The sequence below is a fragment of the bacterium genome (genome assembly GCA_026708015.1).
Lineage (GTDB): Bacteria > Actinomycetota > Acidimicrobiia > Acidimicrobiales > Bin134 > Poriferisocius.
The window spans coordinates 2662-29387 of sequence record JAPOVT010000067.1 but is presented as its reverse complement, the minus strand read 5'-3'; the positions used below and the strand labels follow the sequence as shown (position 1 = coordinate 29387).

General features: G+C 66.3%; 26 protein-coding genes and 1 tRNA gene. 13 read left to right on the top strand and 14 right to left on the bottom strand.

What is annotated here, in order from left to right; genetic code table 11:
- The 4 genes from OXG30_17230 to OXG30_17215 all read right to left on the bottom strand — a co-directional run.
- Positions 1 to 1238 (bottom strand): NADH:flavin oxidoreductase (locus OXG30_17230; GenBank protein MCY4136633.1); only part of this gene is annotated, 1238 nt, incomplete at its 3' end.
- A gap of 3 nt (positions 1239 to 1241) precedes the next feature.
- The gene (locus tag OXG30_17225) at positions 1242 to 2165 is read right to left on the bottom strand and encodes a dihydrodipicolinate synthase family protein (protein MCY4136632.1); all 924 of its coding nucleotides are present in this window, start codon (positions 2163 to 2165) and stop codon (positions 1242 to 1244) included.
- Positions 2165 to 2623, bottom strand: coding sequence for a hypothetical protein (locus tag OXG30_17220; protein MCY4136631.1), 459 nt, complete (start codon positions 2621 to 2623; stop codon positions 2165 to 2167). Before OXG30_17220 ends, OXG30_17225 begins: the two co-directional genes overlap by 1 nt.
- Before the next feature lie 9 nt (positions 2624 to 2632).
- Positions 2633 to 2770, bottom strand: a complete 138-nt coding sequence (locus OXG30_17215) for a hypothetical protein (protein ID MCY4136630.1) — start codon at positions 2768 to 2770, stop codon at positions 2633 to 2635.
- A gap of 128 nt (positions 2771 to 2898) precedes the next feature.
- On the opposite strand from OXG30_17215, the gene OXG30_17210 reads away from it, so the two are divergent.
- The gene (locus OXG30_17210) at positions 2899 to 3852 is read left to right on the top strand and encodes a hypothetical protein (protein ID MCY4136629.1); all 954 of its coding nucleotides are present in this window, start codon (positions 2899 to 2901) and stop codon (positions 3850 to 3852) included.
- A gap of 7 nt (positions 3853 to 3859) precedes the next feature.
- On the opposite strand, the gene OXG30_17205 is transcribed toward OXG30_17210, so the two are convergent.
- The gene (locus OXG30_17205; GenBank protein MCY4136628.1) at positions 3860 to 5026 is read right to left on the bottom strand and encodes a hypothetical protein; all 1167 of its coding nucleotides are present in this window, start codon (positions 5024 to 5026) and stop codon (positions 3860 to 3862) included.
- A gap of 74 nt (positions 5027 to 5100) precedes the next feature.
- Here OXG30_17205 and OXG30_17200 point away from each other — a divergent pair, with 74 nt between their 5' ends.
- From OXG30_17200 to OXG30_17175, 6 genes are all read left to right on the top strand, one after another.
- A complete protein-coding gene (locus OXG30_17200) occupies positions 5101 to 5421 on the top strand; it encodes an LLM class flavin-dependent oxidoreductase (protein MCY4136627.1) in 321 nt (106 codons plus the stop codon).
- A 279-nt stretch (positions 5422 to 5700) separates the two neighbouring features.
- Positions 5701 to 6978, top strand: coding sequence for a hypothetical protein (locus tag OXG30_17195; GenBank protein MCY4136626.1), 1278 nt, complete (start codon positions 5701 to 5703; stop codon positions 6976 to 6978).
- Positions 6975 to 8249 carry an acyl-CoA dehydrogenase family protein gene (locus OXG30_17190; GenBank protein MCY4136625.1) on the top strand — a complete coding sequence of 425 codons (1275 nt, stop codon included), beginning with the start codon at positions 6975 to 6977 and terminating at the stop codon, positions 8247 to 8249. The genes OXG30_17195 and OXG30_17190 overlap by 4 nt, the downstream gene beginning before the upstream one ends.
- A gap of 13 nt (positions 8250 to 8262) precedes the next feature.
- The gene (locus OXG30_17185) at positions 8263 to 9654 is read left to right on the top strand and encodes an AMP-binding protein (GenBank protein MCY4136624.1); all 1392 of its coding nucleotides are present in this window, start codon (positions 8263 to 8265) and stop codon (positions 9652 to 9654) included.
- Positions 9655 to 9668: 14 nt separating this feature from the next.
- Positions 9669 to 10406 (top strand): SDR family NAD(P)-dependent oxidoreductase, encoded by a 738-nt coding sequence (locus OXG30_17180; GenBank protein MCY4136623.1) that lies wholly within the window; start codon positions 9669 to 9671, stop codon positions 10404 to 10406.
- A gap of 24 nt (positions 10407 to 10430) precedes the next feature.
- The gene (locus OXG30_17175) at positions 10431 to 11018 is read left to right on the top strand and encodes a zinc-binding dehydrogenase (GenBank protein ID MCY4136622.1); all 588 of its coding nucleotides are present in this window, start codon (positions 10431 to 10433) and stop codon (positions 11016 to 11018) included.
- A gap of 10 nt (positions 11019 to 11028) precedes the next feature.
- On the opposite strand, the gene OXG30_17170 is transcribed toward OXG30_17175, so the two are convergent.
- The 5 genes from OXG30_17170 to OXG30_17150 all read right to left on the bottom strand — a co-directional run bounded on the left by OXG30_17170 (position 11029) and on the right by OXG30_17150 (position 16400).
- Positions 11029 to 11115: transfer RNA gene (locus OXG30_17170), tRNA-Leu, on the bottom strand.
- A gap of 55 nt (positions 11116 to 11170) precedes the next feature.
- On the bottom strand, positions 11171 to 12019 hold the full coding sequence (locus tag OXG30_17165) for a hypothetical protein (protein MCY4136621.1): 849 nt from the start codon (positions 12017 to 12019) through the stop codon (positions 11171 to 11173).
- Positions 12020 to 12079: 60 nt separating this feature from the next.
- Positions 12080 to 13288, bottom strand: coding sequence for an amidohydrolase family protein (locus OXG30_17160; GenBank protein ID MCY4136620.1), 1209 nt, complete (start codon positions 13286 to 13288; stop codon positions 12080 to 12082).
- Between the two features lie 35 nt (positions 13289 to 13323).
- Positions 13324 to 15012 carry a class I adenylate-forming enzyme family protein gene (locus OXG30_17155; protein ID MCY4136619.1) on the bottom strand — a complete coding sequence of 563 codons (1689 nt, stop codon included), beginning with the start codon at positions 15010 to 15012 and terminating at the stop codon, positions 13324 to 13326.
- Positions 15012 to 16400 carry a serine hydrolase gene (locus OXG30_17150; GenBank protein ID MCY4136618.1) on the bottom strand — a complete coding sequence of 463 codons (1389 nt, stop codon included), beginning with the start codon at positions 16398 to 16400 and terminating at the stop codon, positions 15012 to 15014. Before OXG30_17150 ends, OXG30_17155 begins: the two co-directional genes overlap by 1 nt.
- Positions 16401 to 16421: 21 nt before the next feature.
- On the opposite strand from OXG30_17150, the gene OXG30_17145 reads away from it, so the two are divergent.
- The 4 genes from OXG30_17145 (at position 16422) to OXG30_17130 (ending at position 20693) form a co-directional block, all read left to right on the top strand.
- The gene (locus OXG30_17145) at positions 16422 to 16892 is read left to right on the top strand and encodes a hypothetical protein (GenBank protein ID MCY4136617.1); all 471 of its coding nucleotides are present in this window, start codon (positions 16422 to 16424) and stop codon (positions 16890 to 16892) included.
- Positions 16892 to 18133: an MBL fold metallo-hydrolase gene (locus OXG30_17140; GenBank protein MCY4136616.1), complete on the top strand. Its 1242-nt coding sequence runs from the start codon at positions 16892 to 16894 to the stop codon at positions 18131 to 18133. Before OXG30_17145 ends, OXG30_17140 begins: the two co-directional genes overlap by 1 nt.
- Positions 18134 to 18222: 89 nt before the next feature.
- On the top strand, positions 18223 to 19431 hold the full coding sequence (locus tag OXG30_17135) for an acyl-CoA dehydrogenase family protein (GenBank protein MCY4136615.1): 1209 nt from the start codon (positions 18223 to 18225) through the stop codon (positions 19429 to 19431).
- Complete coding sequence (locus OXG30_17130) at positions 19431 to 20693, top strand: ABC transporter substrate-binding protein (GenBank protein ID MCY4136614.1); 1263 nt, start codon at positions 19431 to 19433, stop codon at positions 20691 to 20693. Before OXG30_17135 ends, OXG30_17130 begins: the two co-directional genes overlap by 1 nt.
- Positions 20694 to 20707: 14 nt before the next feature.
- Here OXG30_17130 and OXG30_17125 read toward each other — a convergent pair whose 3' ends face one another.
- The gene (locus OXG30_17125) at positions 20708 to 21625 is read right to left on the bottom strand and encodes a D-isomer specific 2-hydroxyacid dehydrogenase family protein (protein MCY4136613.1); all 918 of its coding nucleotides are present in this window, start codon (positions 21623 to 21625) and stop codon (positions 20708 to 20710) included.
- Positions 21626 to 21706: 81 nt separating this feature from the next.
- On the opposite strand from OXG30_17125, the gene OXG30_17120 reads away from it, so the two are divergent.
- Positions 21707 to 23083, top strand: coding sequence for a cystathionine beta-synthase (locus OXG30_17120; protein MCY4136612.1), 1377 nt, complete (start codon positions 21707 to 21709; stop codon positions 23081 to 23083).
- Positions 23084 to 23093: 10 nt separating this feature from the next.
- Complete coding sequence (locus OXG30_17115; GenBank protein MCY4136611.1) at positions 23094 to 24245, top strand: cystathionine gamma-synthase; 1152 nt, start codon at positions 23094 to 23096, stop codon at positions 24243 to 24245.
- On the opposite strand, the gene OXG30_17110 is transcribed toward OXG30_17115, so the two are convergent.
- The 3 genes from OXG30_17110 to OXG30_17100 form a co-directional block, all read right to left on the bottom strand.
- Positions 24242 to 25138, bottom strand: a complete 897-nt coding sequence (locus tag OXG30_17110; GenBank protein ID MCY4136610.1) for an LLM class flavin-dependent oxidoreductase — start codon at positions 25136 to 25138, stop codon at positions 24242 to 24244. The two genes, OXG30_17115 and OXG30_17110, sit on opposite strands and share 4 nt — an antisense overlap.
- 1 nt (position 25139) lies before the next feature.
- On the bottom strand, positions 25140 to 25550 hold the full coding sequence (locus tag OXG30_17105) for an RpiB/LacA/LacB family sugar-phosphate isomerase (GenBank protein ID MCY4136609.1): 411 nt from the start codon (positions 25548 to 25550) through the stop codon (positions 25140 to 25142).
- Positions 25551 to 25620: 70 nt separating this feature from the next.
- Positions 25621 to 26688 carry a tyrosine-type recombinase/integrase gene (locus OXG30_17100; GenBank protein ID MCY4136608.1) on the bottom strand — a complete coding sequence of 356 codons (1068 nt, stop codon included), beginning with the start codon at positions 26686 to 26688 and terminating at the stop codon, positions 25621 to 25623.
- Positions 26689 to 26726 lie beyond the last annotated feature (38 nt).

Here is a 26726-nt window from a genome sequence, read left to right as displayed (position 1 = left end):
ATCACGTCGGCAGGCATGTGCGGGTACGACAAGATCATTCGGCCCAAACCGACGGCTTCGGCTATTCCCCGGTCGACGAGGGCTTGGCCGACGTTGGGGAGCCATTCTTGGAGGTAGGACAGTCCAGCGGCCACCACGGTCATGCCGGGATGTCGGCCGGCTACCTCGGCGGTGGCGGCGATCAGCCGGGCCACGCCGACCAGGGGATCTTCGGGCGGCTGGTAGCCGTCGGAGGGTGGGAAGTAGGCGGGCCGCTGGATGTGGGGGACGTAGTAGGGACTACCCGCTGAGGCGCACACCAGCCCGACGCCGAGGTCGGCCAGCATGTCCAGCACCCGGTGGGTTTCAGCGAGATCTGTGCCCACCCCCGACCCGTCGCCCCCGAAGGCCAGTTGGTAGGGGCCGGGAGCCTCGGGGACTCCCACGCCACCTTCTCCGATGGTGTGGGGAACGAAGTCGAACAGCGAAAGACGAACGGCCACCCCCAAGTCGGGGGCTTGCCGGCGGGTTCCGGCGATGATTGAACGCAGAAATCGCGTACGGCCTTCCAAGTCGCCGCCGAAGGGGCCAGGCCGGTCGAACGCGGAGAGGAATTCGTGGCCCAAGTAGCCGTGACAGGCCTTGATGTCCACGAAATCGAATCCGGCTTGGTGGGCTAGTACCGCCCGGTCGATGAACTGCTCGACCAGCTCGTGGAGCTCCTCGTCGGTGAGCACTTCGGACGCATCCGACCCCACCCGGGCGTCCAAAAGCGGATGTTCATACACCGTCTTGGGGGCCGGTCCCGCGGTGGTAGGCCGGGCATAGCGCCCAGAGTGGGTGAGCTGGAGTCCAGTGAGCTGTGAGGGGTCGAGGCGGGCTCGCAGCGCAGCGAACTCGTCCACGGTGGTCTCGTCCAGCACTAGTTGGCGGGGGTTGGCCCGCCCGTCGGGTCGCACCGCAGTGGCCTCACCCCACACCAGCCCGGCCTCGCTGGCCGCGAACCGGTCCCAGCGGCGGCAAACCAGATCGGAGGGCCGACCGTCGACTTCCCCGTCCCACCCCTCCATGGGCAGCACTGCCCAGCGGTTGGGAGCGGTCATGGTGCCAGCCGACCTGTCGGTGATCGCCAGCGGCTGAGCCAGCGCGCCGGCGGGGTCCACCTCCTCGTCCATTGGGATCTCCACGCCCAGGCCCTCGAGATGACTGCGCAGCGCGGCAACGCTGGCCAGATTCTTCACCTGCCTTATTCGGGGCATGGGCTAGAGCACTCCCAGCTGCTCGCCGATGTCGCGCAGAATCTCCCGGTCGCTGTCGGGGCGCATGGGTGCCCCGGCGGGGACGGCGTCGCTTTCGGCCCAGTTCCGCATCTGCAAGAACATGGCCGCATTGTGGCGGTAGGCCGGCACCGGCGGGCGGAACGAGAAGTGGCCCAGGTATTGGAGAACGTCATTGAGCTGGTAGAAGCCGGGGTCATCCTTGGCCCACAGGCGATCGCGCTCGGCGAATTTGTCGGGGGCGAACGTGGACAGGCCCAGCAGGTAGTCGGAGCCGTACATCACCATGTCGATGGCCAGGTCGTTGCCGGTGAGCACCATGAAATCTGGGCGCACCTCGTTGCGCAGCGCCAGCCGGTCCCACTCCAATTGCCGGTCCAGCGAGGAGTGCTTGGCCCCGATGCACTGGGGAATTTCCAGCAGCCCCCGGTAGGTGTCGAGCGACACGATACGGCCATAGGGCACGAACATGGGGCCCAGCTCGAACCCGATGAATCGCTCGAGTTGGCCGGCCAGCTGGCCGTGGGCATCGAGCCAGGCGTCATCGCCGTGGTTGTTTAGACCATGCGATGGGAAAACCACCGGTAGGCCACCCCGAATTGTGATTTCTTCGGCGGCCCGGAGATAGGCGTCGAGGTCGAACGAGTCACCCGGTTCGTCAGCCACGAACGCGCCGGCCACGAATTCGCTACCGGTGACGGCCGCGGCCCGGCCAAGCACCTGCGTGCGAATGTCGGCAGCGAGCAACTGCACATACCCGGTGTCCATGTTCACCGCCGGGGTCAGCCCGGCCTCGTGGGTGCGGGCGATGTGAGCGTCGAGCGAGGCCCAGTCCACCGTGGTCGAGTCGAGATGGGGTAACAGAATGGCCGACATCCCGGTGATGGTTCGGCCGGGCAGAATCTGCATCAAGTGTCGACTCCGAGGCGCTCGAGCACGTCCTTCGGGATCCCCGACAGGCCAGTTGTTGCGTCGTCGACCGGGTGGCGCTGGCGAAGAACCGCCGCGGCTTCGGATCGGCCGGTCGCTTCGAGCCGCTCCAGGTACTCGGGCAGGTGCCCCTTGCAGTGGAAGGGGCCGCCCTCGGCCAGCACCGATGGGGTTTGATCGGCCAGGTCGTCGGTCTCGTGGGGGTCAGAGGCGATGTCGAACAGCATTTCCTCGTTCCAGGCCGCGTGGCACCCGTCGTGCCAGGTCCGAAGGTAGAGATTGTCGCCCCAGCGGACGCCCCGCTGTACTGACCACGCCCCCTGGGACAGCACCAAGGACTCTCGCCCTCCGTGGTCGGAGGAGACCAAGATGGCGGTCTCGTCCAACACCCCGTGGTCGGCCCTAAGGGTGTCGATGTCGATATAGAGAATTCGCATGGTCTCAGATCATGTCTCCCCCTCGTCGAGAACAGTAGTCGGCGTTGGGAAATGAGCTTCCTCGGCCGGATCAATTGCCCCCGACCGGCGGATGGCCCGCTTGTCGGTACCGAGGTAGGAGGCGATGACGGCGGGATCGGTGCGAATTTCGGTGGGCAGCCGGCGGCGTCGGTGCCCATGGGTTATGACGAGGCCGGTGTGCCGCTTGGTGTACAGGTCGCGGCGCCTTTTGGCCGCGAAGATCTGGTCCTCTGGTACGGTCAGAGGGGATGCATGTGTCTGATCCGCCCATCTTGCTCACCGATGCAATTGACGATGTTGGGGCTGTGGTCAAACTGCTGGCCCAAGAGGCCCCGTACGCGCCGCTGGGGGGCTGGTACAACCCCGGCGCCGATCCCCATGCCCGCACCCGTCCGCTGTGGTTCCGGGACGACTGGGTCAACGAGACCATCGCCGTGCCGGGCTCAGAGGTTTTCCTGGACAACCCGGCCTACATCGAATCGGCCAAGGTCTACTACCGCGCCGAGATCGTGGAGCCCCACAGCGTGTACGTGAACCAGATGATGGCTATTCCGCAAGCGGGTCCGGCCCATACCGACAACCCCCGGTTCGCGGGCCGCGACCGCACCAACACACCCATGTGGCTGTTGCGGGCCATGCTGTGGTCGGGATTGTTCGACGACCTGTCGTTTCCGCAGGCCACCGCCATCTGGTGGCTCAACGATGTGGAGGGCGGCGGCATTCGCTACTGGCCCTACGGGCCCGACCAGCCGCCCGAGGAGCATGTGGGCAACATGGCCAACACCGCGCTGATGGGCGACAACCACGGCATGTTCCACCAGGTCAACTCAATCGGGCCCTTCGACATCGGCACGCCGCGGGTATCCCCGATGGCCCAATTCGCCCCCGCGGGCAGCCCTGACGGGGAGTGGGTGGTGACCGACCACGGCGAGGAGGTGTACCGCACCCCGCTCGACGATGTCCGCATCAGCGTGCTGTGGAAGGCCGATGTGTATATCGACGCCGATCACAAGAGCAGGCTGGCTTCCAATCCCCTGAGCCGCGACGACATCGCTGCTCGCTTCAACGCCGATTTGGCTGAGCGGGGGATCGACGCTCGCTTCGACCCCAACCGCATCGACGACGATCCCGACCACGCGGCCATGATCGCCGAGCACTACCCCGAGGCCCGCCCCGTGGACGCGCTCCCCTCGGTTTTCGACTACTGACCGGCGCTCAGCCTAGGTCGGCGAAGCGCACCAGCTTGGTGGTGATCACGGGGGTGGACTCGTGCTCCACGAACCGCAGCCCCATCACGCCGTGGTCGCGACCCGCGGTGTCGACCCAGATGCCCGTAGCCGGCTTCTCGGGCGCCACCACGAGCCGCACCACCCCGTCGGCGTCGGTCTCGACGTCTTGGGACGACGCGTAGCCCTGCCCGGTGAAGTAGTTGGCCAGGTTCTCCATCCAGTGGTTGCACAACTGGAAGTTCCAGTGGCGGCACACCGGGGGTTTGAACTCCACCACCAGGGCCTCGCCCTCGCCGATACGCCAGTAGCCGAACTCGAAGTGACGGTCGTCGGGGGAGCCGCCCACTCGGAGGTAGTGCTCGGTGGTGAGCTGCAACTGGTTCTCCTCCTTGAGCAGCGTGTCGGTCCAGTCGGAGTAGTCGGACTGCACCGACAGCACCATCTGGGCCGCGATGGCCAGCCGTTTCGACATCTCGGCCGCGTCCGGTGTGTGAATCACCGGGGTGGGCTCGAGCGGCTCGATCATCAGCCGGGGCGCTGACTGGGCGTCGCGGTCGTCGTAGACGATGCGCATCATCAGCTCCCGGGTTTCCGGGGCGACCGCCATCCAGTTGCCGATGCCGGGGTCGTCCACCGAGAGCACGAAGTCGACGTTTCCGGCGCCGTCGGTGAATTCGTCGAGCAGGGCGGTGAACGGCGTTTGCGACCAGCTCGGATTGAACTCCTCCAGCATGGCCACGGCCCGGTCACCCACCGATTCCACCCCAACCCAATCGGGCACCTTCGGGGTCCATGCCGACATGTGGACGTAGGGGGCAGAACCCCGCTGGCCGGTGACCCGGTATCGCTTGGCGGCGTCGATGGGTTGCACCACGTGATCCTGGTCGGGCGACTGGACCCCTTGGCCGCCTTTCATGGGCGGAGGAATGATCCAAATCGCCGTCTTCTGCATCGGGGGAAGGTTCTCGATGCAGCGCATGTAGGCCATCAACGACATGCGGGTCAGGTAGCGGAACCCCTCCACCCGATCTTGCTCGTTGGCGTCGGGGGTGCGGTCTACCACCACTTGTCCTGCGGCTCGCAGTGTCTCGCAGAAGTCGTTCCACGCTTCCCCAGACATCAATCGTTCTCGTGCTGCGGCGTCATTCGTCATGGTCTGACCTTTCTGAAGCTCCGGCACACTCTATTGACGACGAGACTGAAGCGAAGAGGCGTTGGAGGCAAGTCATGAGGCTGGCGTTCAAGACCAGGCCCCAGAACATCGAGTGGCCGGTCATGTTGGAGACGTGGAGGGAGCTGGACGCCAATCCTCGGTATGAGTCGGCTTGGCTATTCGACCATTTCTATCCCATCTATGGGAGCGAGGAGGGTCCGTGTCTCGAGGCATGGGTGGCGCTGAGCGCGCTGGCCCAGGCCACGAGCCGCATCCGAATCGGGACCATGGTCAACGCCGCCCCTACCGCAATCCTCTACCCCTTCTCGCTCATCGACCCCGCCTCCGTCCACGACATGGCCGACGCCCTGGAATCTCTCGTTGATACTGGCTAAGTGAGATTCCGTCAGCTGCGGGCGTCTACCACTTGAACGAGGCCATCCCAGGCGACCATGTCGGCGTCGATTGTCACCAGGAGGATGATCATGTTGGGCGATTACCGCTTGCGGTCATGTACTTGCGGTAGTTCTCCGATCGCTCCCAACTCGCATTTGTGCGTGATGTCGGTTCCCATGAGAGTTGATTGTGCAATGTGTACAACCTAAGGCAAGAGCGTTTTTGTGCGGACGCGGTTGGGTGAGAGCAGGACTAGGTCGTTAGGTACAGTCCCACCTGTGGCAGAAAAGGGGGCGATCACCGACGAGGCCATTGCCCGGTTGCGGGCTCGGATCGGGATCGCTCAGCCCCATCCTCAACCGCCGTGGTATCGGGAGCCCAACACCGATGCGTTTCGCCAGGTGGCGGAGGCGTATGGCGACGACAATCCGCTGTGGTGCGATCCTGAGTACGGCTTGAGCACGGTGTGGGATGGGCCAATTGCGTCGCCCAACATGAACGGGGGAGACACCCTCATTGGCGAGAACGAGGTGCAGAATCTCGATCCCGACACCAAGGCGCTGCTCAAGGGCGACCCGCTCAAGGGGGTCCACGCCTACTACTCGGGCAGCTACCGGGAGTGGTGGGCCCCGCTGCGGCCGGGGATGCGGGTAACCCGGCGCAACGCCCTGGTCGGCGTCCACGACAAGAGCAGCCAGTTTGCCGCCCGCACCGTCCACGAGTGGACCGCCGAGGTGTTCGCCACCGAGGGCGCGGTGCTGTCGGCCCAATACCGGCTGATGATCCGCACCGACCGAGGGGCGGTGGAGCGAAAGGCCGACGAGGGCGGGGGTAAGTACGACGACATCGAGATTGAGCCCTACACCGACGAGCAGATTGCCGAGATCACCGAGGCAGTGAGCGCGGAGTCGGAACGCCGCCGGGGGGCCGAGCCCCGCTGGTGGGAAGACGTCGAGGAGGGCGACGAGCTGCCGCCGCTGGTCAAGGGGCCCATGCGGGTCACCGACATGGTGGTGTGGCACACCGGCATGGGCATGGGCCTGTACGGGGTCAAGGCGCTGAGGCTAGGTGTGCAGCAGCGTCAGCGGGTGCCGGGGTTCTTCCGCCCTGACGACCTCAACATCCCCGACGTCCAACAGCGGGTCCATTGGGATCCCGAGTGGGCCCGGCGGGCGGGCAACCCGGCCATCTACGACTACGGCCGGATGCGCGAGACCTGGCTGGTACACCTGTGTACCGACTGGATGGGAGATAACGCCTGGCTGGCCGCTCTCGACGTGCAGTTCCGCCGGTTCAACTACGTGGGCGACACTCACTGGATGGGGGGCACGGTGACCCGCAAGTACCGCACTGACGAGGGTGCCCCGGCGGTGGACCTCGATATCTATGGCGAGAACCAGCGGGGTGAGATCACTTGTCCGGGGCACGCCACGATCCTGCTGCCCAGCCGAGAGCATGGGCCGGTGAAGCTGCCCACCCCACCGGGAGGGGCGACAACCGCCTCCGAGGCACTTGACGCGCTTATCGAGCGGTTCGAGGCGATGTCGGTGGAATGACTCCTGAGCGGCTGCCGATAGACGCAACCACCAGCGACGAGGAGATTCAGGCTGCGGTGGCGGCATGGGTGGTCGATCACGTCCCCCAAGCGTGGATTGACGCCGCCCCCCATGGGCGGCGGGCCATCCGCGAGGTGCGGCCCCGAGCCGACTACGAGGCCTGGTATCCCACGTTCGCTGCATCGGGGCTGGCCGTAGCCACTTGGCCCGTCGAGTACTGCGGCCTCGACCTGCCGCTGGCGAAGGCTCGGGTGGCCGAGTCGGTGCTGGCTCCGCTCAACCTGGGGCGGCTGAATCCCCTCGGGTTGCACAACACGGCCCCCGCACTGTTCGCCCACGGCACTGAGGAGCAGCGTTTGCGCTTTCTTCCTCCACTGGTGGCCAACCAGGAGCGGTGGTGCCAGATGTTCAGCGAGCCCGGTGCGGGCTCTGATCTGGCGTCTTTGGCCATGGGGGCCGAAGCCGATGGCGACGAGTGGATCCTCACCGGCCAGAAGGTGTGGAGCACATGGGCCCACCAGTCCGAGTTCGCCATCTGCTTGGCCCGCACCGATCCCACCGTCGCCAAGCGCCGGGGCATCACCTACTTCCTGGTCGACCTGTCGTCGCTGGGTGTCGAGGTGCGGCCCCTGCGCCACATCGGCGGCGAGATCGACTTCAACGAGGTGTGGCTCGAAGAGGTGAGAGTGCCCGACTTCCACCGCGTAGGCGCCGCGGGCGACGGATGGCGGGTGGCCGCTTCCACGCTGGCCGGAGAGCGCCAGATGGTGGCGGGCGAGGGATCAGGCGGCGTCGACCGCATCGGCGGTGGAGGCATCGATAGCTTGCTCAACCAAGCTCGACAGGCGGGGATCGGCCCAGTGGAGCGCGACCGACTCATGCGTCTCTTCTCCGAGGAAAAGGTGAGGGCGTGGACCAACGAGCGGGTTCGGGCCACGGTCAAGGCCGGAGGCACGCCGGGGCCGGCGGCGTCGATCGGCAAGGTGCACCAAGGCCAGCTCAACCAGGGGCTTCAGCTGGCCGCGGTCGATCTCATGGGCATGGATTCGATGGCCTGGATGCCCGGCAAACCGTCCGAAGAACAAGATTCCATCGAAACGTGGGCCGCTCACATGCCCTATGTGGTCAAAGGCATGCTGCGGAGCCGGGCCAACACCATCGAGGGGGGCACAACCGAGGTCAACAAAAACGTGATCGGCGAGAAGGTGCTGGGACTGCCCCGCGAGCCCGACCCCTATCACGACGTGGCGTGGCAGGACGTCCCGAGATAGTTGGGCGCAGAAGATGAACCTGGCCGATCTGATCTTGGATCACCCGTTCAACGACGATGAGCCGCTGCTCCATGACCTCGATCGGTCGTGGAGCGCAGGCGAGGTCCGCCACGAGGTGCGCTCGCTCGCCCGGCAGCTTGAGTCATTGGGCTGCGCCCGCCGGGGGGTGGCCATCAACCTGGCCCGGGGGGCCGAAGTGGTGCTGGCCATGGCGGCCATCTGGCATGCCGATGCCGTGTTCGTCCCCGTCAATCCCCGTCTTCCCACCCGAGCGGTGTCCGAGCTGGTGGACAAGCTCCGCCCTGCGCTGATGATCGACGCCGAGGGCATCCGCGTCGTCGAGGCAGAGGCCGCGGCCTACGACGCGGGGGATGCCTTCGTGCTGTGGACCTCGGGCACCACCGGCGATCCCAAGCCAGTGCTCAACACCCACGACGGATACATCGAGCTCATCGACCGGGTGCTCGGACCGCTGCGGGGTGGACGCGACCCCAGCGACCGACCGGCCAAGAAGCCGACTCCCAACCTGATACCGGTGTCGATGGCGCTAAACGCCGGCATCTACAACGCCTTGTTCGGTTTGCGGGCCGGTGCCGAGTTGGTGGTGATGGACCGCTTCGCCGCCGGCGACTTCGCCACCCTGGTCCGCCGCCACCAGATTCGCTCAACCATCCTTCCCCCCGCGGCAATGGCCATGCTCAACGACGATCCCGAGGTGACCGATCTGGAACCGCTCAGGTATGTGCGGTCGGTCACCGCCCCGCTGTCTCCGTTCCAGGCCCGGCGGTTTGCCGGCCGATTCGGCGCCATCGTGCTCAACGGTTACGGCCAGGCCGAGATGGGCGAGGTGATCGGCTGGACTGCGGCCGACGCCAAGGCGCATCCCGAGAAGCTGGGAGCGGCCGGACGCCCCCATCCGGGAGTCAGCGCCCGCATCGACAGCCCCGACGCCAACGGTGTGGGTGAGCTGTTGGTGCGTCCCCCCTTGGTGTGGGACGAAACCCGACGGGCCGTGCTGGCCGACCGGCTCACAAACGACGACCACATCCGCACCGGCGATCTGGCCCGCATCGACGATGACGGGTTCGTGTGGATCGAGGGCCGGGCAGGCGACGTGATCAACCGGGGCGGGAACAAGGTGGTCCCCACCGAGGTGGAGGAGGTGCTCACCGCATTGCCCCAGGTGAGCGAGGCCGCCGTGGTGGCCGCCCCTGATGAGCGACTGGGCCAAGTGCCGGTGGCGTTCGTGGTCGAACGCGAGCCGGTGGGCGACCGAGTTCTCGAGCAGGCCTGCCGGGAGGCATTGGCGCCCTATAAGGTGCCGGTGCGCTTCCGGCGGGTCGATGAGATCCCCCGAAGCGAAGTCGGCAAGGTGTTGCGCCGCCAACTAGAAGAGGGATTGTGAAGGGAGCCACACCCATGTTCGATCTCAACGGAAAGACGGCGATGGTCACCGGCGCGGGCCAGAACGTCGGCGCTGGCGTGGCCCACACGCTGGCGTCGCAGGGCGCCCACGTGCTGGTCAACGACATCGTTGCCGACCGGGCTACCGAAGTGGCCGACGCCATCGCCGCTGCCGGTCACTCTGCTGATGCGCTGCCCTTCGACGTCACTGACGGCGACGCCGTGCGGGAGGCCATCGCCGGCCGGCCCATCGACATCCTGGTCAACAACGCCGGCAACGGCGGGGCCGAGGATATGGCGGTCAAGGCCTTCGCAGATACCGAGCCGGCCGATTGGATCGGGCCCCTCGCCGTCAACCTCGATGGCGTCATGAACTGCACTCACGCAGTGTTATCGGGGATGATCGAACGGGGCTGGGGCCGCATCATCGGCGTCGTCTCGGGAGCGGGTACCGTGGGCGTGAACATCGGCGTGGCCGCCTACTCGGCCGGCAAGGGCGGCGCGGCTGGACTGCTCCGCTCGGTGGCTCTGGAAGTGGCCAAGACGGGAGTCACGGTGAACTCCATCGCCCTGGGCCTGATGTCCAACACTGCCGGGGGCGACATCACCGAGCAATTGGCCCGAGCCATCCCCACCCGGCGGCTGGGCACTCCCGAAGACGTTGCCGCTTTGTGCGCCTACCTCGCCTCGGAAGAAGCCTCCTGGATGACCGCCCAGACCATCCCTCTCGCGGGCGGCTCCATCACCAGCTGAGCCCCAACCGCGTAGGTTGTGAACATGGCGATTACCACAGAGGCTGCCGTTCTGCGTGCGGTGGGTGAGCCGCTGTCGATAGAGGCGATTCAGATCCACTCGCCCGCGCGTGGAGAGGTGATCTTGGAGATGGGGGCCGCGGGGATATGCGGTTCAGACCGCTATGTGATCGAAGGGACATATCCGGTGGAACCGCCCGCTGTTTGCGGCCACGAGGGCGCCGGTGATGCGGTCATGGTGTTCGGCATCGGCGGGGTGGGCGCCGCCGCAGTGATGGGCGCGGCGCTGGCCGGTGCCGAGCGGATCGTGGCCGTTGACATCAATGCCGACAAGCTCGCCCTCGCCTGTGGTTATGGAGCAACCGACGTGGTCGATGCCAGTGCCGCCGACGTTGCCGACGCCGTGGCTGAGCTAACCGGCGGCTGGGGGGTGGATGCGGCGCTGCTCGCCCCGGACCGAGTCCGTTCTGAGCACTACGAGACGGCCATAGCCTGCCTCGGCGCCGGCGGGATGGTGGTGCAGGTGGGCGGCACGTCGCACGGAATGGAGTCGATCCCCTTTTCCGACTTGGTGGCAGGCCGCAACATCCGCGGCGTCGTCGAAATGGGCTGAGGCAATGAAGTGCCCGGGGTGGGAGTCGAACCCACACGCCCCCTTCGGGGGCTGGGGGGTTTAAGCCCCCTGCGTCTGCCTATTCCGCCACCCGGGCCTGACTCCACGGTACTGGGCTGGCCGGAGGGGGGCTGCTCAATTGCGGTGGGGAGTTAGACCAACCGGAAGACGCCTGATCCGGTGGTGATGGTGCGGTTGTCGCGGCCCTCGTCGAACAAGGTGAGGTTGACGTTGATGCGGCCGCTGCGGGCGGTGATGACCTCACCCTCGCAGCGGAATGGGCCGATCAGGCCGGGCTTCACGAACATCACGTACCAGTTCTCCACCTGGATGCGGTCGGTGCCGGCGGCCTGCTCGGCCAGCTCGTGGGCGGTGATGTCGAAGACGATGTGGATGGGGCCGAGGTGCAGGGCGGCGTGGGGCGCGGAGAACTCCTTGGACAGCTCGGGGAGCCGGTACCAGCCGTCGGTGCCCTTCTCCACCCCGAACACCTCGTGCAGCCGGGGCATGTCGGGGGTGTCCTCCACCGGGATGAGCGGGTTGTCCACCGCCTCGTAACCGTCGGGCACGTCCCCCAGGCTCACTCCCATGCCCGCCGAGGTGGAGATGACCCGGGAGTGGTCGGCGGCGTCCACCACTTTGGATCGGGTGAACCCCATTTGGCGTCCGAAGTTGATCACCTCGCGGATCACCTCGATCCGGTCCACCCCCCGGGCGTCGTCGAGGATCTGGGTGAACGACACCACCGGCGCGGGCACCACCTGATCGTCGTTCCAACTCGGCTCGGGGCAGCCGATGGCCAGGGGGGCGGCCATGATCCCGCCATGGGCGTTGCGCATATCGTGGCGCAGCGGCATCGACTCCAGTTCGTCGTCGGAAAACCCGGTGTCCAGTGACGGGGTGGTCTTGTTGAGGTACCGATACGACATCAGCCCGGTCCACAGTTCTTCGAATGCCTCCCAATGCTCATCAGGAGCCGCATCGCGGATGTCCTTCACCATGGACTTGCCCCTTTCAGGTTCGATGTGGGCCAGAGTATGCCCATGGTCCGGGGCGAACTCCTACTTGCCCCAGAACGCCGGGGAGGTGGCGTCTTTGGGGATCTCAGCCAGGGGTTCGGCGATCTCAGCCACCTTCGGGCCGTGCTCGGCGGCCAGCGGGGCCAAGGCGTCGAGGTCGAAGTTGTACACCTCGGCGGCGTTGCCGGCCAGGATGCGGCGCATCGATTCCTCATCTCGGTCGTGCAGGGCGAAGCGGATGCCCTCGCGACTGTAGGGATAGGTGCCCTCCACGTGGGGATAGTCGGAGCCCCACATCACTTTGTGGTCGCCCACCTTGTCGAGCAGGCGCATCTCGTTGGGGCCGGGGAAGCTGATGCCGATCCAGATGTTGCGCTCGAAGTAGAAGCTGGGCTTTTCGGGCAGAACCGATTCGGCGGAGAAGCCCAGCTCGCCGGTACGCCCGGTCATCGACATCTGGGCGTGGAGCCCATCGAGGCGGCGCAAGATGTCGGGCACCCAGCCGAAGCCCTGCTCGGTGAACACCGCCTTGAGGTCGGGATAGCGCTCGAACACCCCGCCCATGATGAGGTGCCACATGGAGCGGTTGGAGAAGAACGGGGTCTCGATCACGAACATCGGTCCGGCCGCGGGGGAGTCGCCGTAGTCAGGCATCCCGGTGCCGCCGGAGTGCATGGTCATCACCACGTCGTGCTCTTCGCAGGCGGCCCACACCGGGTCGTAGCGAGGGTGGAACAGCGGGGGCAGATCGGAGTTGGGAGCGATGCTGGGGATGAGCGCCCCGCCCCGCAGGTTGTGCTCGGCGATCCACTTCACATCGGCGACCGCCTCGTCGATGTCGTTCAGGAAAATCTGGCCGATGCCAGCCCGGCGCTCGGGGTAGTCGGCGCAGAAATCGGCCAGCCAGCGGTTGTGGGCCCGGATGCCGGCCAGTCGGCGGGGGAGGTCTTTGTCGGTGGGCTGGGGGGCGATCAGGGTGCCGGTGGGGAAGAACGGGGGCACGGTGTTGGGGAAGGTGATCTCTGCCACCACGCCGTCGGTGTGCTGCTCGGAGATGCGGCGGTCGTTGTCCCAGTTGCGGGATCGGCCGTCGTCTTGCAGGTCGCGGAACGGGTTGCGGTACTTGCCCCGCCAGGCGTCGAACTCGTCGTGCCAACTCGACTCCAAATATTCCCGATAAGTCTTGTGATTGGCTCCGGCGTGGCAGTCGGAGGAGATGATGGTGTAGCGGTCAGCGGTGGCGGTTGTCACGTTGCAAAGGCTATCGGGCAGGCGGGTTCGGTCGCCTAGGGCGAGAGCAGTTCGTCTCTTACTTGACGCTTTAGGTATTTGCCGGAGGCGTTGCGGGGCAGGGGGGTGGTGAGGAACCAGATGTGGGCGGGGATCTTGTAGGGGGCCAGGCGGCCGTCGAGGTGGGCTCGCAGGCCGTCGGCGTCGAGCTCTGTGCCGAGGCGGAGCACGATGGCGGCACCGGGCACCTCGCCGAGGCGCTTGTCGGGCACGGCGAACACGATGGCCTCGGCCACCGCGTCGTGCTGGTAGATGGCGTTCTCCACCTCGGCGCAGGCGATGTTCTCGCCGCCCCGGATCACCAGGTCCTTGGCCCGGTCCACGATGGCGATAAACCCGTCCTCGTCGATGGTTGCGATGTCGCCGGTATGCAGCCACCCGTCGACAATGGCCTCGGCGGTAGCCTCCGGCTTGTTGAGATAGCCCCGGATGACAATGGGGGAGCGAACCAGCAGCTCCCCCGGTTGGCCCGACGGCAGCTCGGTGCCGCCGTCGTCCACCACCTTGGCCTCGACGGTGGGCAGCGGCGGGCCCACAGTGGTGGGCTTGTCCCGGTAGATCGCCCCGACATTCATGGTGACCACCCCGCTGGTTTCGGTCAGGCCGTAGCCGGTGCCGGGATTTCCGCTGGGGATCGACCGGGAGATCTTGTCCACTAGGTCGGGGTGAAGCGGCGAGCCCCCGCCGCCCAACGAGCCCAGACTGGAGGTGTCATGGCGATCGAAATCGGGATGCAGCACGATCTCTCGGGACATGGCCGGTACCGCGGCCAGAGTGTTGGGCCGCTCGGCGTCGATCAATTTGAGAGCCTCGGTTGCGTCCCAGCGGTACATGAGCACCAGCTTCCCGCCCACAGTGGTGGTGGGGTGCAGGTAGCAGTTGCACCCGGTGACGTGGAACAGCGGCACGCAAACCAGCCCGGCAGGCTGGTCTTTCTCGCCTCGGGGAATGGGTTCCCTCTCGTTGATCATGCCCAGCGCTGCTGAATAGAAGCCCATGTTCATCACGTTGTGGACCGCGCCCCGGTGGGTCATCACCGCTCCCTTGGGGAAGCCGGTGGTGCCCGAGGTGTAGAACACGCACAGGTCGTCGTCGGGGTCGATGGCCACGTCGGGCAGAGCGGGGGGATCGAGGTCGGCCACCGTGTCGGCCCAGCGGATCACGTCTTCGGGCAGATCCTCGTCGCACCGGGTCACCACAACCGGAATCTCCGGTCGACTATCGAGGGAAGCCAGGCGCTCCCAGCGCTCGCCGTCCACTATCAGCACCGTCGGTTGACTGTCCTCCAGTCCGTAGGCCATCTCCGCCGGGGTCCACCAGGCGTTCATGCCCACCACCACCGCTCCCATCGAGACCACCGCCCAATAGGAGATGATCCATTCCGGGTAGTTGCGCATAGAGATGGCCACCCGGTCGCCCGGGCCCACGCCGCCGTGGGCGGCCAGCCACGATGCCAGCGCCCTCACCTGGCGATGGGCCTCGGCGTAGGACACGCGCTCGTCTTGGAACACCAGGTAGTCGGCGTCGCCGTGGGCGGCAGTGCCGGCGAACAGATCTCTCAGCGAACTGGGCGCGTTGTCGAACACCCGTACAGGAATGCCGTTGACCTCTTTGATCGACCAGGCGAAGAGCGCGCTCGGCGCGGTGAGCTGGTCGGCGGCCTCGTTCCAAGCAGCGAGGGTCATCAGTTGGACAGCCCCCAGCTCTCCATCACGACTGGGATCAGGGCGTCGACCAGCTCCTGGGCGTCAGGATTGGGGGGCAGGACATTGGCGTTTACCGCCAGCGACAGGTCCAACTCGGGGAAGTAGAGCGACCGGGTGCGGAATGCCGGCGTGCCCCCTCCGTGGCTGTAGACCAGCAGGCCGTCGATCTCGCCAATGCCCAATCCCAGGCCGTAGCCGGGGTTCACGCTCGGAGTGGTCATCTCGGCCAGCGATTCATCGCTGATCAGGCCTCCTTTGAACAATCCTCGGAACATGGTGGGGACGTCGCCGATAAGGGTTTCGATTCCCCCGCCCGTCCAGCCCGCCGTTTGCAGGAATTCCTGGGGATAGCTATTGGTGGCGAGGAGGTCTTTTCCTTTGAAGACGTGCAGTGATCCATCGGGGGGATTGGTCAGCGATGTGAAGGCGGAGTACAGGAGCCCGTAGTTGTAGCTGTTGGCCACCGTCTCGGGCGGAAGCTCGTTGGGAGGCAGGTAGGTGTTCTGAAGGCCCAGCGGCTCCAGGACCCGGTTCCTGATCTCGACGTGGGCGGGATTGCCGGTGACCGCCTCGATGATCATTCCCGCGATCACGTGGCCGGCGGTGCTGTAGTTGTACTCGGTCTCGAAATCGGCCACCGGCCCGTAGTTGGTGGTGAAGAGCACGATCTCCTCGGGGGCGATGGGCACGTTCAATCGGCCAGCGCCCAGAATGAAGAACCCGGGATCGAAGGCGTATTCCACGAATCCCGCGGTGTGGCCCATGAGGTGTCGGAGGGTGATGTCGGGGCCGCGTTCGTATTTTCCGTACCAGTCGTCGCCCAGGTAGGCGGTGACCGGGGTGTCGAGGTCGACGAGGCCCTCGTCCACCATCGACAGAACGGCGACGGTGGTGATCGGCTTGGTGACCGATCCGATGCGGACATAGGAGTTGGGTGTCATGGGCTCTTCGGTGACGAGATCGCTCACCCCCCAACCGAAGGTCCACGGCTCTTCGTCTCCCAGGGCCACTGCCAATACCAGCCCGGGTATTCCGGCAGAGTCCATGTAGTCGGCCACCGCGGCTTCGATGGCGGCGATGTCCAACCCCGACGGGTGGTCTTCGGGCTCGGGTGCGGGGGTGGCCTCAGGAGTTGGGGCTTCGGTGGGCTCGGGTGCGGGGGTGGCCTCCGGGGTTGGTTCTGGAGTGGCTTCAGGCGTGGGGGCCGAGGTGGGGTCCGGGGTCGTCGCTGGAGTGGCTGCGACGGTGGGAGCAGTTGTCGGCGGTGGCGGGGCGGCCTCATCGTCGTCATTCCCGCAGGCGCCGGCCACCAGGGCCAAAGCCAACAGCAACGCCCAGAGCAGCTTGGCTGCTGAAGATCGCATCATTGCCCAAGGCTACGCTTTGCTATGGCCAAAATGCGCTTCAACCACATGGAGCTGACGCTTCCCCTGGGCACATTGACCGACGAATACCGGGCCGAGGTACGGCAGTTCTACGGCGATGTGTTCGGATGGACGGCGACCGACACCCAGATCCTCAAGCAGACTGCGCTGTTGTTGTCCACTGACCCTGCCACCAGCCAGTTCGTCTTGCTGGCCGAGCACAAGGAGCCGATGGCACCTCCGCCGTTCGATCATCTGGGTTTGCTCTTCGAGACCCGGGAAGAGGTTGACACCTGCCTGGCCAAGTGCGAGGCCTGGCAGGAGAAGGATTCCCGGGTGGAGATCAAGCGCTACAACGACCTGGTGATGCCCACGGTGACCGTGCATGCCTTTTACGTGCGGCATCTGCTGCCCATTCACTTGGATGTGCAGTGTATGGAGCGGCCCGAGGGGGTGGCGGCGCCGTCGGGCCGCTGGGTCTGGGTTGAAGACTGATGGCTGACGAGCGGGTCTCAGAGCTGATTGGGAGGGACGGCCCCGAGACTGCAACCGAGGTAGCCGACCGGATTTGGATGGCGGTGGGCACGGCTAACGCCTACAAGGTGGCCACACCCGAGGGCAGCGTGATGATCGACGCCGGACTGGCCGGCGACGCCCGCCGCTTCCACCGCCAGCTAGCGGCCGTGCCGGGCGATCCGGTGCGCTACATCGTTCTGACCCACGCCCACGAGGACCACATCGGCGGTCACCGGCTCTGGTCCCGGGAGGGGGCCCAAGTGGTGGCCCACCGCCTGTGCCTCCAGCGCGATGAGCAATACCGCCAGCTGACCCAATTCCGCGTGGATCGGGCCAAGATCCTGTGGGGGGCGGCCATGAACCTCCGCACCGAATCCGGCCGAGTAGAGCCCACCCCGCCTATCGAAGTCGACATCGTGGTCGACCGCTCCCACACCCTCGAGGTGGGCGACCTCACCTTCGAGGTGATGCACACCCCCGGCGCCGAGGGTCCCGACGGGCTAACGGTGTGGGTGCCCGAGCTGCGGGCCGCCTTCGTGGGTGATCTGTGGGGCCCGATCATCGACGCCTTCCCCAACCTGTTCACCCTGCGGGGCGAGCCCTACCGCGACGCCCAGCAATACATGGAGTCGCTGCGCGAAGTGCGCGACCTGGAGCCCGAGATCGCCCTGGCCGGGCACTTCGAGCCGGTGATGGGCAAAGACCAGGTGCGGGAGGTGCTCACCCGGATGCACGACGGCGTGGAATGGGTGTGGGACCGGGTGATCGACGGAATGAACGAAGGCAAAGACCCCTTCACGCTCATGAAGGAGATCCGCCTGCCCGACGACTCTCCGTTGAACGAGACCTACGGCCGGGTGGACTGGGGCGTTCGGGCCATCTGGGAGAGCCTGGCCGGCTGGTTCACCTATCAGTCCACCTCTGATCTCTACGCCACTGCCCCCGAGGCGGTGTACCCCGATGTGGTGGACCTGGCCGGGGCCGATGCCTTGGTGGCCCGCTGCGAAGAACGGCTGGCTGCCGGTGAGGAACTCGAAGCCCTGCACCTGGCTGACATAGTTCTGGCCGCCGACGCCGCCCACGTTGGGGCATTGTCGGCCAAGCTGACCGCTCTCCAGTCGATGGCGGACCAATTCGGTCTGCGCAACTTCCAGGAGGCCGGGTGGTACCGGGCCGAGATCGCCCGAGTGGAGCAGGATTTGGAAGCGGCCCAAGCGTGACCTGCCGTATCGAGGTTTTCGAGGCCATCAAGTCGCCCACCGACCAGTGCAAAGTGCTGGTCCGCCCGTAGTCGACTTACCCTGTCCCCGTGGATTTTGGCGACACCCCCGCTGAAGCGGCCTTCCGGGCTGAGGCCCGGGCCTGGCTGGAGGCCAACGCGCCGGCCAAGGGCTCACCGGAGGCGTTCGATCACATGAGCACCCCGGGACGAAGCGCGGAGTTGGAGAGAGCACTGGCCGACAAGGCCCGGGCCTGGCAGGCGAAACTGGCTGCCGGCGGCTGGGCCTGCTTGGACTGGTCGCCGGAGTACGGGGGGCGGGGCGCCTCCACGGTGGAATCCATCATCTTCGAGGAAGAGCAGAGCCGCTTCGGCATCTCAAGGTCGATCTTCATGGCCGCGCTCGATATGGCTGCCCCCACCCTCATGTCGTGGGGCACCGATGAGCAGAAGCAGCGGTTCTTGAACCCCATTCGCCAGGGAGAAATTGTGTTCGCCCAGCTGTTCAGCGAGCCCAACGCCGGCTCCGATCTGGCCGGGCTCCAAACCAGAGCGGTCCAAGATGGCGACGTGTTTGTGGTCAACGGCCAGAAGGTGTGGAACTCCTATGCCCATCTGGCCGACTGGGGCATTCTGCTGGCCCGCACCAACTCGGACGTTCCCAAGCACCAGGGGCTCACCTATTTCTTTGTGGAGATGGACAGCGAGGGCTTGGACCCGCGGCCACTGCGCCAGATGACCGGCGGCGCCGAATTCAATGAGACCTTTTTCGACAACGTGCGGGTCCCGGCAGAGAACGTGATCGGCGGGGTAAACAACGGCTGGGCGGTAGCCCAGACCACCCTGAACAGTGAGCGGGCTGCGGTGGGTGCCCAGACGTCGGTGGTCGATGTCCCCACTCTGGTGGATCTAGCCCAGAAAAGGGGCCAGGCCGGCGACCCGACGGTTCGCCAGGCGCTGGCCGAAGCGTGGATCAGGTCGGAGGTACTCCGCTATCTGGGCATGAGGGTGTACACCGCGCTGAGCCAGGGCACCGAGATCGGGCCGGAGGCCTCGATCATGAAGCTGTTGACCGGCGACCACATTCGCGACACCAGTGCAACGGCTTTGGAGCTGCTGGGACCGGAGGGGATGCTGGACGACGATGTCTGGGTGACGCGGATGGTCAGCCATTTCGCCCACAAGATCGGCGGTGGCACTCCGGAGATCCAGCGCAACGTGATCGGCGAGCGCATTCTCAGTTTGCCTCGCGAGCCGCGGGCCGACAAGGGCATCCCTTTCCGCGAACTCAAGGTGTGATGGGCCTGCCTTGTGCTCGGCCGGTGCTGCTGGCCGCGGCGGCGCTGTTGGTGCTGTCCGGGTGCGGCCTATTCAGCGAGGGAACGGTCATCAGCCCCGCGCCCATCACCGAGGAAGAGGGCGAGGAAGATGTCCAGAGCACTCCGATCCCCACGGCCACCCCCGCGGGAGCGCCGCTGCCGGCTGATGCCATCGTGATTGGTGCTCTGATGGCCACCACCGGTTTCCTGGCCGACTACGACGAGCCCGCCCTAGTGGCCGCCCGGAACCGCATCGACGCGTTGAACGATGCCGGCGGACTGCTGGGACGACCGGTTGTGCTGCGGCACATCGACAGCCACACGGAGTTGTCCGTCATGAAAAGCGGCGCCGAGCAGCTGCTCTTGGACGGGGTAGACCTGATGCTGATGACGTGTGATGCCGCCTATGCCGGTCCGGCCATCAATGCGCTGGAGAGTTCGGGGACCTTGGTGATCAGCCCCTGTGGAACCGACGACCTCTGGGCCAGCGGTGAGCTGGGCGACCGGGTGTTCACCTTCGGAACGCCGGTGAGCACCGAGGCGGAAATACTGGTCTCGTTGATTGCCGACCGGGGTATTGCCACCACGATGGTAATCATCGATCAGACCAGTACCGAGGCGGTGTCCGCCTGCGAGGCCTTCGGGCAGCGCTTTGAGGAGGCCGGCGGCCAGGTTGCCGGCGTACACCGATACCAACCCACCGATCCCGGCCTTCTCGAGCCCATCCTGCTGGGGCTGGGCAGCACCAATCCGGAGGCCATCGTGTTCTGTGGCACCCGGTTGGTGGCTCCCGAGATATTGGCGCCGGTCCGGGCTGCGGGATTCAACCAGCCCATCTTCGCCAACTCCACCATGGACGGCGATCATTGGATCGGCCATGTTCCCGGTATTGGCGACTTCACCATGCTCTCGTACGCCTCGATCTACACCGACTCGCCCGACCCCAGCCCCGCGGTTCGCGAGGTGCTGGCCGACTACCTGGGTACCACCGGTCACAGAGCCCGGGACGGCCGCATGATCACCGGCCACGACGCCATGGAGGCCTATGTTCGGGCGGTGGAGCGGGCCGGGACCACCGATCCGGGGCCGGTGGCCATCCAGTTGGAGCGGTTCGACGGCGAAGACCTTGTCGCTGGGCCCGTCTCCTTCACCTCAGGGGTCCATGCCCCGTTCGGGCGTCCCATGAGGGTGATCACCATCCAGGATCCCTACGCCCAATTCGAGCGAATCGTCGATCCCTAGCTTCCCCTCGTGGGCTAGTAGCCCAGGTCGACGTCTACGGGTCCCAGGAGGTCCTCGCCCGCGATGTAGCGGCGGACGTTCTCGGTGACCCGCCGAGCGAGCAGCTTCAGCCCCATCTCGGGGGTGTTTCCCACATGGGGGGTGATGATGCAGTTCTCCATCTCCCAGAGGGGATGGCCGTCTGGGAGCGGCTCGGGTTCGGTCACGTCTAGGGCAGCACCGCCAATGGCGCCGGCGGTCAGTGCTTCCACCAGATCGTTGGTGACCACGTGGCCGCCGCGGCCCACGTTGATCAGCCACGCATAGGGAGCCATGGCGTCGAGCGCAGCGGCGTCGATGATGCCGGTGGTCTCGGGGGTCAGCGACAGCGCCACCACCACCACATCGGCATCGCGCAGGGCGTCGTGTAGGCACTCGGGACCGACCACCCGGTCGACGCCGTCCATGGGCACGGGGTGGCGGCGCAGCACGGTCACGCGGCAATCCCACGGACCCAGCAGCCTGACCAGCGACTCGGTGATGCCCCCGCCGCCCAGCACGGTGACCCGGCCGCCGAGCAGGTTGCGTCCCTCTGGGGGCGACCAGCTGCGAGCACGGGCGTAGCTCCCCATGGCCCGCAGGCCGGCCAGGGCCAGCATCAGCACGTGTTCGGCCACCGGCTCGGCGTACACCCCCTTGCCGCAGGTCCAGAGGTGGTCGTGGTCGAGCAGATCGGTCAAGTTCTCTATGCCAGCGTAGGGGAGCTGCACCCACTCGATGCCTGGTCCATCCTCCAATACACCGGGCAGCAGATCGGGGGCGGCGGGCTCGGCCCAAACCAGGGCCTCGGACTCGGCGGGGGTCGTCACCCGGCCGCCGCCGGCGATCACCGCGTCGACCAGGGCTGGCCGGCGCCAGCAGTCGGGCTCCACTGCGATCCTTGGCCGGTCCATAGCACCGGGTAGCTTATGGGCGTGGAGGTTCAATGTGAGCGGATCATCAGGCCGATTGGCAAGGATGGTTAGCTGAGGTCCGTGGAAGTCGCTGACTCGATCCTCGATCTCGTCGGGAACACGCCGCTGGTGCGGATGCCGCGCATTGCCGACGGGGTGTCGTGTGAGGTGTTGGCCAAACTGGAGATGCTGAACCCCGGCGGGAGCGTGAAAGACCGCCCCGCGGTGGCCATGATCGACGCGGCCGAGCAGGAGGGACTGCTGAAGCCGGGCGGCACCATCATCGAGCCGACCTCGGGGAACACCGGAGTGGGCTTGGCTCTGGTGGCCGCCCAGCGGGACTACCGCTGCATTTTCGTGATGACCGACAAGGTGAGCGACGAAAAGGTGCAGTTGCTTCGGGCTTATGGGGCCGAGGTGATCGTGTGCCCGGTGGCGGTGGATCCCGAAGACCCTGAGTCGTACTACTCCACTGCGGAGCGCCTGGTGGCCGAGACTCCCGGCGCCTACCGGCCCAACCAATATTTCAACCAGGTGAATCCCCTTTCGCACGAGCTGACCACGGGCCCGGAGCTGTGGAAGCAGACTGGGGGCAGGATCACGCATTTTGTGGCCGGAGCAGGCACCGGGGGCACGCTCAACGGCGTGGGGCGCTTTCTCAAGCGGCAGAATCCCGAAATCCAGATCGTGGCCGGTGACCCGGAGGGCTCGGTGTTCAGCGGCGGGTCGGGCCGGCCCTATCTGGTGGAGGGGATCGGCGAAGACTTCTGGCCCGAGACCTACGACCCCGACGTGGTCGACCGGATGATACCGATCTCCGACCAGGATTCCTTCGACATGGCCCGGCTGGTGACCCGGAAAGAGGGACTGCTCATCGGCGGATCAGGGGGTACCGCGGTATGCGCTGCTTTGGAGGTGGCCGAGGACTGCGGGCCGGAGGATGTGGTGGTGGTGCTTTTGCCCGATGCCGGCCGGGGCTATCTGTCGAAGGTGTTCAACGACGATTGGATGGCGTCGTACGGCTTCTTGATCAGAGAGCACCCCTGCGTCAAGGACGTGCTCGACGCCAAGGAGGGGGCACTGCCGCCGCTGGTGTACGTCTTCCCCGACGACCCGGTGAGTGCGGCGGTGACCCAGATGCGAGACCACGGAGTCAGCCAGCTACCGGTGGCCAAGGGGGAAATGCCCTTGGCTGCCGCTGAGGTCATGGGGGCGGTACACGAGCTTCAGCTCATGGAATTGGCCTTCAACGGCGACCTTTTGGGCCAGCCGGTGGAGAGCGTGATGAGCCGTCCGCTAGAGCAGATCGGAATCGGCGAATCGGTGGCGTTGGCGGTGACCAAGCTGGAGAGGTCTCCGGCCTTGCTGGTGCTCGACGGCGGTCGCCCCCGGGCGGTGATGACCAGCACCGACGTGCTCAGCTTCCTGTCGTCGGGCTCGTCGGAACCGAACCCATGAGCGGAGTTTCATGAGCGGTTCCGCTTCCGGCGATTGGGGTTTCGACACCCGGGCCATCCACGTCGGCCAGGAGCCCGACGAGGCCACCGGCGCCATCACCGTGCCCATCCATTTGGCCACCACGTTCGTGCAGACTGCACCGGGCCAGCATCGGGGCTTCGAGTACGCCCGCACATCCAACCCCACCCGAGTGGCGTTGGAACAGTGCGTGGCCGGCTTGGAGGGAGCCGACCACGGCATGGCCTTCGCCAGCGGAATGGCCGCCGAAGACGCGGTGGTGGGCATGATGCGCCCCGGCGACCACGTGGTTCTGGGAACCGACGCCTACGGGGGCACGTTCCGCCTCATCGACCGGGTGTACGGCGAGCGGGGTATCGAGTGGTCGGCGGTGGACTTGGCCGACCTTGATGCCTTGGGAGGAGCCATCCGCCCTGAGACCCGCCAGGTGTGGGTGGAGACGCCTACCAATCCCATGCTGACGGTGGTAGACATCGCTGCGGTGGCCGATGTGGCCCACGCTTCGGGGGTTGACGTGGTGGTGGACAACACCTTCGCCACCCCGTACCTCCAGAACCCGCTCGATCTGGGGGCCGATGCGGTGGTGCACTCCAGCACCAAGTACCTGGGCGGTCACTCCGACGTGGTGGGCGGATTCATCGCGGTCAACCGGGACGATCTGGCCGAGCGGCTGACCTTTGTCCAAAACGCCGTGGGGGCAGTGCCCAGCCCGTTCGACTGCTACTTGCTGCTGCGGGGGGTCAAGACCCTGGGAGTGCGCATGGACCGCCACTGCGACAACGCCCAGGCGGTGGCCGAGTTCTTGGCCGGCCATCCCGCCATCGACCGGGTGCTGTTTCCTGGCCTGCCCGACCACCCGGGATTTGAGGTGGCCGCTCGGCAGATGCGCCGCCCCGGCGGGATGGTGTCGTTCATCCATGGCGGGGGAGAGGCCGCCGCGGTGGCCGCGGTGAGCGCCACTCGAGTGTTCCGGCTGGCCGAGTCGCTGGGCGCGGTGGAGTCGCTCATTGAGCAGCCGTCCACCATGACCCACATGTCGGTGGCCGACTCTCCACTGGCGGTGGACCCCGGCTTGGTGCGCTTGTCGGTGGGCATCGAGACGATCGACGACCTATTGGGCGACCTGGAGCAGGCCTTGGGCTAGTCCTGCAACGGGAGCAAGTCGTCGGCCAGGGCTTTGATCTCTTCCTCCCAGTCCGGTGGCTCCCCCATCGGCATGACCACGAACTTGGAGGCGCCGGTCTCGATGAACGCCTCGATCCTGGACCGCAGCTCCTTTCCGCTCGATGCCACCAGGTCGCCGGGGTTCTTGTCGGGCTGACGCAGCTTGATGAGTTCGAGGAACCGGTCGGGCAGCGGGCCGTCGGTATAGGTCAACAGCGCCCCGTAGTGCTCGGGGTCGATTTCCCGTCCTGCCTCATCGGCGTGCTGCTCAATGGTGGCAATCCCGTCGCGCACGTCGTCGGGGGTGACGAAGGACGGCAGCCAGCCGTCGCTCAGCCGGCCGACCCGGCGGAGTTCCGAGGGGGCAATGCCCCCCATCCACACGTCCAGGGGCTGCTGGACCGGTTTGATGTCCACCCGGGCGGCGTCCAGATGGAAGCGGGGGCCATGGTGCTCGACCACGTCCTCGGTCCACAGCCGGCGCATGAGCGGCAGGGCTTCGTTGAACCAGGCCGCCCGGTCCATGCGGGCCACTCCGAAGGCCTGGTGCTTGGCAGCATCGGCCACGCCGAGCCCGAATGCGGGAAGCAGCCGCCCGTTGGAGATGCGATCGAGGCTGGCTATGGCCTTGGCCAAGAGCACCGGGTTTCGGCCGGGCAGCACCATCACGCTGGGCCCGAACTTGAGCTGGGTGGTTCTAGCGGCCGCGAAGGTCATGGCCACCACCGGATCGAGCGCTGGCCCGCTGGCCCGCTCGGCCACCCACAGCGAATCGAACCCCAGCCGCTCCAGGCTGTCAACCACTGCGCCGAAGACCTCGGGATCGCCCGAGGCCGTCGCGCCTCCCACGCCGAAACCGATTCGGACTCGCATGCTAAGAGAGCTTGGCGATCTCGGAGGACTCGCCGGGGTCGGGCTCGGTGGCTACGAAGGCGTCGAGCATCTCGGCGGCCACTTCGGAGGACACCAGGCGCAGGCTCATGGCCAGCACATTGGCGTCGTTCCAACGGCGGGCGCCCCGGGCAGTCTCCGCGTCGGTACACAGTGCGGCCCGCACGCCGGAGACCTTGTTGGCCGCCATCGACACCCCGGTTCCCGTCCAGCAGCACACCACCCCGATGTCGGCGCGGTCGTCGACCACCGCCTCGCCCACCGCTCGGCCCACATCAGGCCACGGTGCTCCCTCCGGGGCGGCGGCCACCACGTTGTGTCCTCCGTCGGCCAAGTGCTGCTTGATGGTGCCCGTCAGGGCCGTGGGCTCATCGGTTCCGAACGCAATGCGCATAGCCCCACACTATTTCCTGGTTTCCTGCTGCTGTGATGATCTTCGAATGAGCAAGGAGAGGATCTCCTCTCTACGCGGCAAGCAGGGTCTCGAGGTGTTGGGCGGCGGGTGTGTGTTGGGCTGCAAGGTATCGGATGTAGCGGGCGGCGGTTACGGGGGTTTTCCATCGGCCAGCGAGCATGATGCCGCCGATGTCGGTGTCTGCGGCGGCGAGGTCTTGGGCCATGCCGATGCGGGGTGAGTGGGTGGAGATGCCGGCGGGGTTGATGCCGGCGGCTTTTGCTGCTGTTTTGATGCGGCGGCGGGCGGTGCTGGGCGAGAAGTCGAATATGCGGTCGCGGGGACGGGCGTTTGGCAATTTGATGCGGTTGAGGGCCTGGGCGGCGTGTTGGGATATGGGGACGGCCGCGCCTTTGGCGTGCTGATCGGTCTTGGAGCGGCGGATCCGTATGGTGGGGAGTCCGCCGTCTTGGGGGATTTCGACGTCAGCCCAGGTGAGGGAGAGGAGTTCGTCGCAGCGCAGCAGTGCGTTGTGGGCGACGAAGACCATGGCGATGTCGGCGCAGGCGCGCTTTTGTGCTTGTTCGGGGGTTTCCGCCCGCCCGCCGGGCTGGTTGCGCCTCGGTGTGGGGGCGGCATCGATGATCTGTTGTATGTGCTCCAGGCGCAGCGGGGCGGCTTGGCGGGTGGTGACGCCTTGTTGGGCGGCGCGGCGGGCGAGCCCGGACAAGACCAGCCGCACTCGGTAGTGACGGGCGGGGTTGGGGCCGCGGCGGTCATTAAGGCGGTGGGCGACGGCGGCGAGGTAGGTGCGCAGCGTGGCGGGCTTCTTCCCCTCCATGTAGAGGGTGGCGAGCCAGCGCCGGATGCTCTTGACGGTGGGCTTGGAACTCAGCTCGCCGTTTTTCTCCGCCCAACAGGCCCAGCTATTCCAACCGGTGTTGTAGGTCTTTCGAGTGTTGTCAGACAGCGCCGAATCTTCGGCGTGGGCTATCAGCCCGTCAACACAGCAAACAGATGCGCCGGTGCTGGCGTATGCGGTGCTATGCGAACATGCGAAGTGGGGGGGGGGGGGGGGGGGGGGAAACCGGGTTTTGCAAGCCCGGTTTAATGGATTAAAAAAAGCCGGGAAACCCAAAAAACCCCCGGGGTGGGATTGGGTCTTTTTGGGGGTAA

Excerpts from the sequence above, each read along its gene's own strand:
- OXG30_17225 (MCY4136632.1), bottom strand. The coding sequence starts at position 2,165 with ATGCAGATTCTGCCCGGCCGAACCATCACCGGGATGTCGGCCATTCTG.
- OXG30_17220 (MCY4136631.1), bottom strand. The coding sequence starts at position 2,623 with ATGCGAATTCTCTATATCGACATCGACACCCTTAGGGCCGACCACGGG.
- OXG30_17205 (MCY4136628.1), bottom strand. The coding sequence starts at position 5,026 with ATGACGAATGACGCCGCAGCACGAGAACGATTGATGTCTGGGGAAGCG.
- OXG30_17200 (MCY4136627.1), top strand. The coding sequence starts at position 5,101 with ATGAGGCTGGCGTTCAAGACCAGGCCCCAGAACATCGAGTGGCCGGTC.
- OXG30_17190 (MCY4136625.1), top strand. The coding sequence starts at position 6,975 with ATGACTCCTGAGCGGCTGCCGATAGACGCAACCACCAGCGACGAGGAG.
- OXG30_17185 (MCY4136624.1), top strand. The coding sequence starts at position 8,263 with ATGAACCTGGCCGATCTGATCTTGGATCACCCGTTCAACGACGATGAG.
- OXG30_17180 (MCY4136623.1), top strand. The coding sequence starts at position 9,669 with ATGTTCGATCTCAACGGAAAGACGGCGATGGTCACCGGCGCGGGCCAG.
- OXG30_17175 (MCY4136622.1), top strand. The coding sequence starts at position 10,431 with ATGGCGATTACCACAGAGGCTGCCGTTCTGCGTGCGGTGGGTGAGCCG.
- OXG30_17165 (MCY4136621.1), bottom strand. The coding sequence starts at position 12,019 with ATGGTGAAGGACATCCGCGATGCGGCTCCTGATGAGCATTGGGAGGCA.
- OXG30_17155 (MCY4136619.1), bottom strand. The coding sequence starts at position 15,012 with ATGACCCTCGCTGCTTGGAACGAGGCCGCCGACCAGCTCACCGCGCCG.
- OXG30_17150 (MCY4136618.1), bottom strand. The coding sequence starts at position 16,400 with ATGATGCGATCTTCAGCAGCCAAGCTGCTCTGGGCGTTGCTGTTGGCT.
- OXG30_17145 (MCY4136617.1), top strand. The coding sequence starts at position 16,422 with ATGGCCAAAATGCGCTTCAACCACATGGAGCTGACGCTTCCCCTGGGC.
- OXG30_17140 (MCY4136616.1), top strand. The coding sequence starts at position 16,892 with ATGGCTGACGAGCGGGTCTCAGAGCTGATTGGGAGGGACGGCCCCGAG.
- OXG30_17130 (MCY4136614.1), top strand. The coding sequence starts at position 19,431 with ATGGGCCTGCCTTGTGCTCGGCCGGTGCTGCTGGCCGCGGCGGCGCTG.
- OXG30_17125 (MCY4136613.1), bottom strand. The coding sequence starts at position 21,625 with ATGGACCGGCCAAGGATCGCAGTGGAGCCCGACTGCTGGCGCCGGCCA.
- OXG30_17115 (MCY4136611.1), top strand. The coding sequence starts at position 23,094 with ATGAGCGGTTCCGCTTCCGGCGATTGGGGTTTCGACACCCGGGCCATC.
- OXG30_17110 (MCY4136610.1), bottom strand. The coding sequence starts at position 25,138 with ATGCGAGTCCGAATCGGTTTCGGCGTGGGAGGCGCGACGGCCTCGGGC.
- OXG30_17105 (MCY4136609.1), bottom strand. The coding sequence starts at position 25,550 with ATGCGCATTGCGTTCGGAACCGATGAGCCCACGGCCCTGACGGGCACC.